The 8,259-nt window shown below is 35.0% G+C and carries 9 protein-coding genes; 2 read left to right on the top strand and 7 right to left on the bottom strand.

Features of this window, described 5'->3' with window-relative positions; genetic code table 11:
• Positions 1–398: 398 nt before the first annotated feature.
• From MUW73_RS01905 to MUW73_RS01890, 4 genes are all read right to left on the bottom strand, one after another.
• On the bottom strand, positions 399–1,595 hold the full coding sequence (locus tag MUW73_RS01905) for an IS256 family transposase (RefSeq protein ID WP_243575202.1): 1,197 nt from the start codon (positions 1,593–1,595) through the stop codon (positions 399–401).
• 511 nt (positions 1,596–2,106) lie between these two features.
• Positions 2,107–3,744 (bottom strand): AAA family ATPase, encoded by a 1,638-nt coding sequence (locus MUW73_RS01900; RefSeq protein WP_243018439.1) that lies wholly within the window; start codon positions 3,742–3,744, stop codon positions 2,107–2,109.
• A gap of 285 nt (positions 3,745–4,029) precedes the next feature.
• Positions 4,030–4,542, bottom strand: a complete 513-nt coding sequence (locus MUW73_RS01895) for a hypothetical protein (protein WP_243018438.1) — start codon at positions 4,540–4,542, stop codon at positions 4,030–4,032.
• Positions 4,543–4,547: 5 nt separating this feature from the next.
• Entirely contained in the window at positions 4,548–5,069 is a 522-nt protein-coding gene (locus MUW73_RS01890) for a hypothetical protein (RefSeq protein ID WP_243018437.1), read from the bottom strand.
• A gap of 486 nt (positions 5,070–5,555) precedes the next feature.
• Here MUW73_RS01890 and MUW73_RS01885 point away from each other — a divergent pair, with 486 nt between their 5' ends.
• Together MUW73_RS01885 and MUW73_RS01880 are read left to right on the top strand one after the other, a co-directional pair.
• On the top strand, positions 5,556–5,774 hold the full coding sequence (locus MUW73_RS01885) for a hypothetical protein (RefSeq protein ID WP_243018436.1): 219 nt from the start codon (positions 5,556–5,558) through the stop codon (positions 5,772–5,774).
• Positions 5,764–6,087: a type II toxin-antitoxin system RelE/ParE family toxin gene (locus MUW73_RS01880; protein WP_243018434.1), complete on the top strand. Its 324-nt coding sequence runs from the start codon at positions 5,764–5,766 to the stop codon at positions 6,085–6,087. The genes MUW73_RS01885 and MUW73_RS01880 overlap by 11 nt, the downstream gene beginning before the upstream one ends.
• Here MUW73_RS01880 and MUW73_RS01875 read toward each other — a convergent pair.
• The 3 genes from MUW73_RS01875 to MUW73_RS01865 all read right to left on the bottom strand — a co-directional run.
• Positions 6,021–6,941 (bottom strand): hypothetical protein, encoded by a 921-nt coding sequence (locus MUW73_RS01875; RefSeq protein WP_243018433.1) that lies wholly within the window; start codon positions 6,939–6,941, stop codon positions 6,021–6,023. The genes MUW73_RS01880 and MUW73_RS01875 overlap by 67 nt on opposite strands.
• 528 nt (positions 6,942–7,469) lie before the next feature.
• Positions 7,470–7,790, bottom strand: a complete 321-nt coding sequence (locus MUW73_RS01870; protein WP_243018432.1) for a hypothetical protein — start codon at positions 7,788–7,790, stop codon at positions 7,470–7,472.
• Position 7,791: 1 nt separating this feature from the next.
• On the bottom strand, positions 7,792–8,259 hold a 468-nt coding region (locus MUW73_RS01865; RefSeq protein ID WP_243575201.1), incomplete at its 5' end, for a hypothetical protein.

The following is an 8,259-nucleotide window of genomic DNA, read 5'->3' as shown; positions in this document are numbered from 1 at the left end:
AAAACAGCCTGTTTGAAGCCTGCGAAGCGGGCGAGTTCTGTTTTTTCAGCTGTGAGGGCTGCTTTCAGCAACTTTTTACCCAGGGCTTGATTTTTTGGTTACTTTTTTATCAAGAAAAAAGTAAGAGAAAAACATCTTATTTGCCACTGACTTGAACAGGTACAAAGAAAAAGTTTCACTTCTAAAATAGCTGCGCTCAGAAAGTGCCTGTTATAACTAAAATAGAAAAACAGCTTTGTTTGAAGTCTGTGTAGCGGGCGAGTTCTATTTTTCGTATCTGTTCAGGTAATGACGTCAATTTAATAGTTAGGATCATTAGTAAATTTAAGCGGTAAAGCTTTTTTTGTATCCGTTCACGACTGTGGTTTTTCTTCGATTTTTTATATGGGAACGTCGTATTAGGTGTGTTTTCTGGGCCAATTAGTAAAAGCATGTACTGGAAACTTTTGCCAATTATTGGCCTCAAAATCCTTTATTATCATAAAGGTTAAGTCAAGTAAGTTATCGGTTTTATCAAAGGTCACTTTTGTCTTAGTCACCCTCCTTATTTGCCTATTTAGGTTCTCTATACTGTTAGTCGTATAGATCATCCTTCGTACTTCAATAGGATAATGAATGTACGTAAAATAGTCATTTATATCATCTGTTTGAAGCGCTTTAACTATATTTGGATAACTTTTTTCCCATGTTGCACAAAATCTATCTAATTTAGCTTGTGCGTTTTCCAAAGTTGCGTTACTGTCAAAGTTGTTAAAAACATCCTTAATATCATGGGCTATTGCTTGCTTATCACGAGGCCTTACTTTATTTAAAACGTTTCTTTGTTTGTGCACAACGCACCTTTGAAAATCTGAACCAGGAAACTGAAAACGAGCAGTATCACTCAGACCAGGTAAACCATCTGCAAACACTAGATCCACTTGGTTTACACCTCTTTTTTGCAGTTTTTCGAAGTATTCTCCCCAAACATTATGACTTTCTGTGGGGTTTACCTCTAGCAGTAACAACTCTCGTCTATTATCTTCTTTTACACCATATATCACGTGTACAGCCTCTTTACTGTAGGAATTATTACGTTTTAAACTCACATAAAGAGCATCACAATATAGTACCTTATAATAAGCATCAAGCTCTCTTGACTCCCAATTGGTACGTATCTTATGAAAAGACTCTGATAAGTTGTTGACAGTGTCGTAGCTCATTTCTTCCCCAAAAAAGTCCTGCATTATATCCGAAACATCTCTGCTACTGAGACCTTTTCTGTATAGCAACAAGGCTAACTCATTCACCTGCTCTTGTTGCATTTTAAGCAGTTCTATCGTCATAGGCTTGAAGTGGCCACTACGAGTTCTTGGAATATTAACCAGAAGACTGTTCTTATTTAAGGCCTTAAAGCTACGTGGATAGCTACCATTGCCGATGTCATGAGCACCTTGAGAACCTTTTAAATAAGCCTCTCTTTCTAGCAACATCAGGATCTCTAGAACCTTAACTGTGAAGGTTTCTAACGTAAAAACATCTTGGCTAACTAGAAGGTTTTGGATACCAGCCATTAGCAGAGCTTCACAGCTTTTTTCTCTTGTTTGTTGCGTCATCGTAACGTCAATATTTAGGGTACTTTACAATTTATTATTTTTTTTGTAAAAAACACACCTAATACGACGTTCCCGATTATTTAGCAACTCTTTGGTTTGTGTTCACGAAGTTAGTAGAAAATGAATTTTTGTTGTTACTTTTTTCTTGATAAAAAAGTAACTAAAAAATCAAGCGCTGATGAAAAAAGCGGCTGAAAGCTTCGTTTACATCTGGAAAAACAGAACTCACCCGCTCAGCGGGTTCAAATCTAATTAGGTGATTGCTAATCGAAGCTATTTTACAAGGGGCGTTTTTTTCAAAACATAGACATAGTATTGAGTAAATCTATAATAAATTGAATATCAATTTATTATAGATATTATCGGTGCCCATAAACGAGATGACACACTAATTATCCATTCAAAAAATGCTATTATACTTAATAATCAAAGAAATATGATCTTTAAGTTGGCGCCATTGTCTGAACAGGGAACTGGTAAAAAGAACTTTATTTAAACAATTAATAACCTTTTACTCCTCTAAATGTTCTTCATGTATTTCATAGTCCCAGCTATCTATCATTCTGGTTTCTTCATTGAAGTTAATACCTAATAGTATAATAGCTTTTTGTCTGAGTAGGTAAGGCTTATAATAGCCGTTTGCTTTAATTTGTTGTAAAGCTATTTTTCCGCTGGATTTATACTTGATTTCTATAATATATATAGCTGATTCTAATTCTAAAACAATATCTGATCTGCCTTGGCTCGAGGGAGATTCACTATACATGTGCATTCTCCTACCGCCTAGAAACCCCAACCCTTGCAGTAGCATGTGTAAATTGCTATGGTATTGTTTTTCCTGTTTGATATCGATATAGTAAGGAAGCGTGGCAAAAGCGGTATTGATACTATCTATAAATGATCTGATTTTTTTATTTGAGAGTGCCTTTCTAATTTTATCTCGTTCTTGTATAAAGTAATCTTTTACGCTTTTTTCTAAACTGGATTGTATACTTTTTTGAAAAGATTCTTCTATTTCTTTATTAGGAAATTTTAAAGTATATAGACTGGTGGTGTCATCATAACTGCCAATGGTTAGATATCCGGTTTGAAACATTAAAGACTTTAAACTAATCTCATTCCTACTACCTGTATACATAAGGTCCTCTCTGGTAGCTTCTATTTGGAGATTATCTATGTTAAGATCAAACCTATCAGGGTCTGCTAGCATCTGATTAATGAGTAAGCTTGGACTACCTGACTCGTACCAATAGTTTTCTAATTTTCCACAGTCTAAAAATCTTAGGGTCGACCAAGGATTATATACACTTGCTCCATCCTCATAAAACTTATAACCATTGTAATAAGTTGAAATCTGTCCCATTACTTCTGATTCAGTTATTTTTTTATTTTCTTTTTTACTCCATTTTTCAGCAATATCTTCTAAGTTTTTTAAGAATATAGTTAGGATTTCTTGTTGCGTATAACCAAACATGGCATCAGCAGATGCATCAATGGTAATGTCTTTTAAATGATTAGCTCCTGAAAAAACATCCGATAAACTGAATTTACTTACACCAGTGATAAAAGCAAACTTAAAACGTTTATTCAGGGATTTTAAAGCCATGAAGAAATCTTTCATGACCTTAATATTAGCCTGTTCTAAATCTGATCCTTTAGTTAAGTTAATCACTGGAGCATCATATTCGTCTATAAGAACTACTGGATTGGGTTCATAACCATTGCTAAGTTTTGAAAATGCTTCCACTAGATTTTCTAGCCCACCTTGTATATCTGGGATCTGTATAGTTAATCCATATGAACAAGCAATTCGATCTAACTTGCTTTTTAAGCTGTTTTCCAAACAGTTCGGATTATGGTTTATGCCTGAAAAATCTATGTTGATGATAGGGTATTTCTTCCATTGGTAACCATTTTCTGGCTTACCTATATGGTAACGTTTAAACACCTCTTGGTCTCCATTGCATATAGTAGACAATGTGTCTATAAATAGAGATTTGCCAAATCTACGAGGCCTGGCTATAAATACAGGATTTTCTTTTTCTATCAATTTTTGAGCATAGTTGGTTTTATCTACATAATAGCCTGTTTTGATAACTCTTTCAATATCTGAATAACCAATAGGTAATGCATCTATTTTACGCATCATTTTATTTTCTTGAATTTATTTTTCTTACCTTTTTTAAAGGGTGTCTAGAGAGGCTGTCTATCTAAAAGTAGACTAAAATGACCCTAGATAACAATAAAACTATAACAAAAATTTATACTATGGATCTATCACAATAAGCTTAATAATCGATTTTAAGAATAAAACAGGCTTATCAGTAGAAGATGTTCGGGTTATCGCTTAAAAACCACCTCTTGCCATACGCTAGATGCATCATTGCAGTCATTCGGTAGACAGGAAGGTGATGTCAAATAACAAGATTAAACTCTATTCAGGCTTAATTGGAGTTTTTTTAAAAGTGACATGTTCTAGACTAACAGCAACTGAATAATGATTTTTCCCTTCTAATAATACGCTATTCAATGGCGCTTGGAAAGGATAATAATAACCTCTATGTGAATAACAAAAACTATCAAAATCTAGATTTAATTCTGGATCATCTAGGTGAATAAACTTATTATCGAGCAAATTGATTACTTGCGCATTATTATTACCTATGGGATGAACAGTAATCTTATGAGTAGCCACAGCATCAGGGAGTAAAATACGAGAACTAACCCCATACAAATCAGCACCCCCACCATACTCGACAAGAAATTCTGGTGGAGGCCCCCAACACAAAACACATTCCACTAATAGTTCCCAATTGGCCTGTAGCCATGCAGCTCTCAAATCTTCTTCATTTTCGTTCCTAGCATATATGGGGGCAATATGAGAAAAAGATGACTCTAAAAATAATCTAAAACGGGATAGAACTCCATTAACACTATGTATACTCATTTTATTTATTCTATTAAGTCTTCCAATAGTTTCATTTCTGCCTCAGTTAATGTTCGTTTATGTGGCAGTGTTTTAGTTCCTTTTACGACCACTTTTGTGCCTTCTGGTAATCCCCCATCTTTAATAAAATCATGTTTCCTCATGCCACCTCGACTAGGATTTTGAGGTTTTGGCACATCCATTTTTACTCTATCAGGATTGATGTCAATTTTAGTACCATCCTCAAATTCAATATTATAGGCTCTTCCTTTTCCATTGTTTCTCTCTCTTGTAACAATCTTCTTAACATTCTTTCCAAAGACTTTTTGGGCTCTAGTATAAGAAATAGAAAGTTTTACAGTCGCACCAGGAATCTTAGTAGCTCCCCCCTGGTTAGTTAGATCTGTTACCCTAGCATCAATTTTTTCACTGCTTTTCTCAATGCTACTTATCCCTAAATCACTGTTACAACATTCTTTTAATGGCTGATTTTCAGTAATTAATAAAATAGATAGTAAGGGTAATAAAAGTATGCGTAAAAACTTCATTTGCTTAAAGTAAAGATTTCAATTAAAATAAATTTAACTGCTTTTTATTTCAATTGAAAAAAAATGATATCCTCGGCCCCTCCCCACCAGGAAATACAGCCTTGAGCAAAAAGGTTTTCTTGAGGTTGCAATAAGCGAAGCAGGTTGCAAGACTGAAAGAAAACCCAAAAAGGGGGGCTCGCAGATGCCAACCCACTGCGAGTGGAGCGAAGAACTGTCAGGTTTGAAGCCTGATAATCAGGCGGTCCTGGCAGATTCTTTAGCAAGGCTACCTTACATCACGACCTGCTAGCTATGTCTTGATACAAGTCTTTTAGGTTTGTAAACGTGGCCCTAGCAGGTCTGAAAACAAACTTAACCACGCCAATTGTTTAATACTCTTTATTCATATTTTTACACTTATATTGTAGATATATTAAAATGTTAGCATTGACTATCTAATTGGTCGACCCACAATACGATGGGCCTATCTAAAATAATCTGACTATGAAATACATAACTTTAGCTATTAAGGATAATAAATATCAACCATTTATAAAATTTATCAAAACGCTTGATTTCGTAAAAGTAGAGGATAACGAAGATTCTAAAGGGTCTACTTTAATAAAGTTTAAAAATGCATTAGAGGAGCTTAAATTATTTCAACAGGAGAAATTAAACATGATTTCTGAAGAAGGTTTTATTAAAGAACTCAATGAGCTATAGTATCATATTTTCTTTCAGCTTTAACAATGAGATTAAACATCTGATAAAGAAATATCCTTCACTGAAGGAGGATATTATAAAATTGATTATAACCTTAAAAAAAAATCCTGCTCAAGGTATTCCACTTGGAAACAATATCTACAAAGTGCGTCTATCTGTTACCTCTAAAGGAAAGGGAAAGTCTGGTGGTATACGCATTATGACACTTGTCCAAACTGGAGAAAATAGATTAATACTATTTTTTATTTACAATAAAGGAAATAGAGACTCACTTTCTAAAAAAGAAATCAAGGAACTTATTAAAGATTTATAATACATGATTATCAATAAAATAAACTTAAGGTCATAAGCTTTTTGGATGACCTGCTTTGAACCATTTACCCGTACTGTAGTCTCAATGACTTGATAACCATTACGTCCTTGTTGGAAGATTTGGACCACAACATCGGAACCATTTTGTGTTACCTTACTTACACTTGTAGACGTCATCCTTTTAATAGCACTATTAACGGAGGATAGTTGTGCTTTACTGAGTCCCATACTTTGAGCAAAAGATCGAGCTTCAGATTTACCTAAGCCACTTAGAATAAAATTTACAGACTGGTTTTCAGTATCTGTTATATTTCTTGCAACTTTCGCTACTGTTCCCTCTTGCTTCGTTAGCCATTTCCAGAATCTTAGCTGGTTACTTTCTGACGCTACTTTTTTAAAGATCCATCTACTTCCTTTCCCTATTACCTTTCCTCCATAAATTGTAAAGAGCGCGTTTACTGGATATAGCCATGCCCCTTTGGAATCACCAAGTGCCAATGCACGACCGCCACGTATGGCATCCCCCCAAAAAGGAAGATGAGGTAGCGTATGGCTAAAAATATCTATATAGTTACGTTCTTCCCAACTTCTCTGAACCTTTTGATCATTAACTATATCCTTTCCAGTTGCATAGACCTGATAAGCCGTCCAAGCTGCTAGACCAGCTTTAACAACAGGAATAAGAGGCAAAAATCCCATTCTAGGCACTTGAAGAGGTGCTAATTGTCTTAGTTTTTCTTGATACTTAACTAGGTCCCGACAAATCTTAGGTTTCTCTCTGATATGATCTGCAACAGCTTTTCTCAATCCTGCTGGACTGCCTATTTGCTCTTGTATGTCCTTTGGATTATCCATTCATTACTGTGGCAGCAGTGCACCAAAGAAACGCCCCTTGTAAAATAGTTGCGTTCAGAAAGTACCTGTTATAACTGAAATAGAAAAACAGTTGAGAGAGAGGCTGAAGGGCGGATTCTGTTTTTCCAGTTATGACGGGCACTTTCCGCAACTTTTTACCGAGGGCTTGATTTTTTGTTCACTTTTTAATCAAGCAAAAAGTGGGATTAAAAAGCTTTTTTACCAATGTCGTGAATGGGTACCCTTTGTAAGGTGTACAAAAAGTGCATTTCGTTATACATTGGAATTTATATTATGGATCTAGTACAAAAGCCTTAATGTTGGATGTTAACAACATAGCCGACAATTTTAAAGTCTAAATTTTTACGACCTGTAAGATTAAATCTAAGCTACTAGACGTCATATCTTAAAACGGCTGAATGACATTGCTAATCTGCCAGATAAAGACAAGGCGCATATATTGTATACCCTTAATAATTTATTAGCTTCTGTCAAAACAAGAATGGCTTTTACAAATCGATAAATAGGCTAATCTTTATCTTTTTGTTCATTTTTATTTTCCAGTGCCTCAATGGCTTGTAAGGCTTCTTGAATGTTTGTAATCAATCCCTCTTCATCATAATAACAACCAGGGCATTCTTGGCGCCATTCTGGGTTTGGTTCATAGTAATCTAAGTCCATAGCCAAACCATCAAGTATTTCACATAATTCTTCTTCAGGCTTGGAAGGTTGATATTTCGAAATAAATTTTTGGAACATAGAAATCATTCTAGATCTATCTGGGTTAGATAGTGTCAATAGTTTTAAAACCAAGTTTTTTGCATCTTGGATCTTCTTAAGTTGTTCCATATTATTCCAACAGAATGAGTCGTTTATGAATTGGTTTGGATCTAGTAAAAACGGTCTTAAGCAACCCACTCTCTGGAACAACAGCTAGCATTAAGTGATCACCACTGGCCATACCATTATGTAAAACGTAAACGATACTTTTATGTTTAGGATCGTAATAACGTACTCTTTTTTCAATTGCTTTTTGTGCCATTTTTTTTGTGATACCTCTTGCAGTACATTGCTCTATACAATGAACACCCAGTTTTGTACGTGCTGCAGGAAGGGGTTTAACTTGTTCTGATACAACTTTAGTAATGCCTACTCCCCCCTGGTTACTTAGATTCCTTACCCAGGCTAGCATTTTTCCTTCTGCTTGGTTAATTATAGGTATTTTTCTGAGTTTTTCGAAAACTTTTCCAACTGCTCCAAATAATAGCACTTGTTTAATAATCTCGAATTCATTTCCCTGACTTAGATGTGCTGCTCC

The sequence above is a fragment of the Candidatus Cardinium sp. cByotN1 genome (assembly GCF_022810525.1).
GTDB lineage: Bacteria > Bacteroidota > Bacteroidia > Cytophagales > Amoebophilaceae > Cardinium.
The sequence above is the reverse complement of the archived record's forward strand: the minus strand, read 5'-3'. Positions and strand labels throughout refer to the sequence as shown.

Coding starts and splice junctions, on each gene's coding strand:
- MUW73_RS01900 (WP_243018439.1), bottom strand. CDS start 3,744: ATGATGCGTAAAATAGATGCATTACCTATTGGTTATTCAGATATTGAA.
- MUW73_RS01870 (WP_243018432.1), bottom strand. CDS start 7,790: ATGGAACAACTTAAGAAGATCCAAGATGCAAAAAACTTGGTTTTAAAA.
- MUW73_RS01875 (WP_243018433.1), bottom strand. CDS start 6,941: ATGGATAATCCAAAGGACATACAAGAGCAAATAGGCAGTCCAGCAGGA.
- MUW73_RS01885 (WP_243018436.1), top strand. CDS start 5,556: ATGAAATACATAACTTTAGCTATTAAGGATAATAAATATCAACCATTT.
- MUW73_RS01905 (WP_243575202.1), bottom strand. CDS start 1,595: ATGACGCAACAAACAAGAGAAAAAAGCTGTGAAGCTCTGCTAATGGCT.
- MUW73_RS01895 (WP_243018438.1), bottom strand. CDS start 4,542: ATGAGTATACATAGTGTTAATGGAGTTCTATCCCGTTTTAGATTATTT.
- MUW73_RS01890 (WP_243018437.1), bottom strand. CDS start 5,069: ATGAAGTTTTTACGCATACTTTTATTACCCTTACTATCTATTTTATTA.
- MUW73_RS01880 (WP_243018434.1), top strand. CDS start 5,764: ATGAGCTATAGTATCATATTTTCTTTCAGCTTTAACAATGAGATTAAA.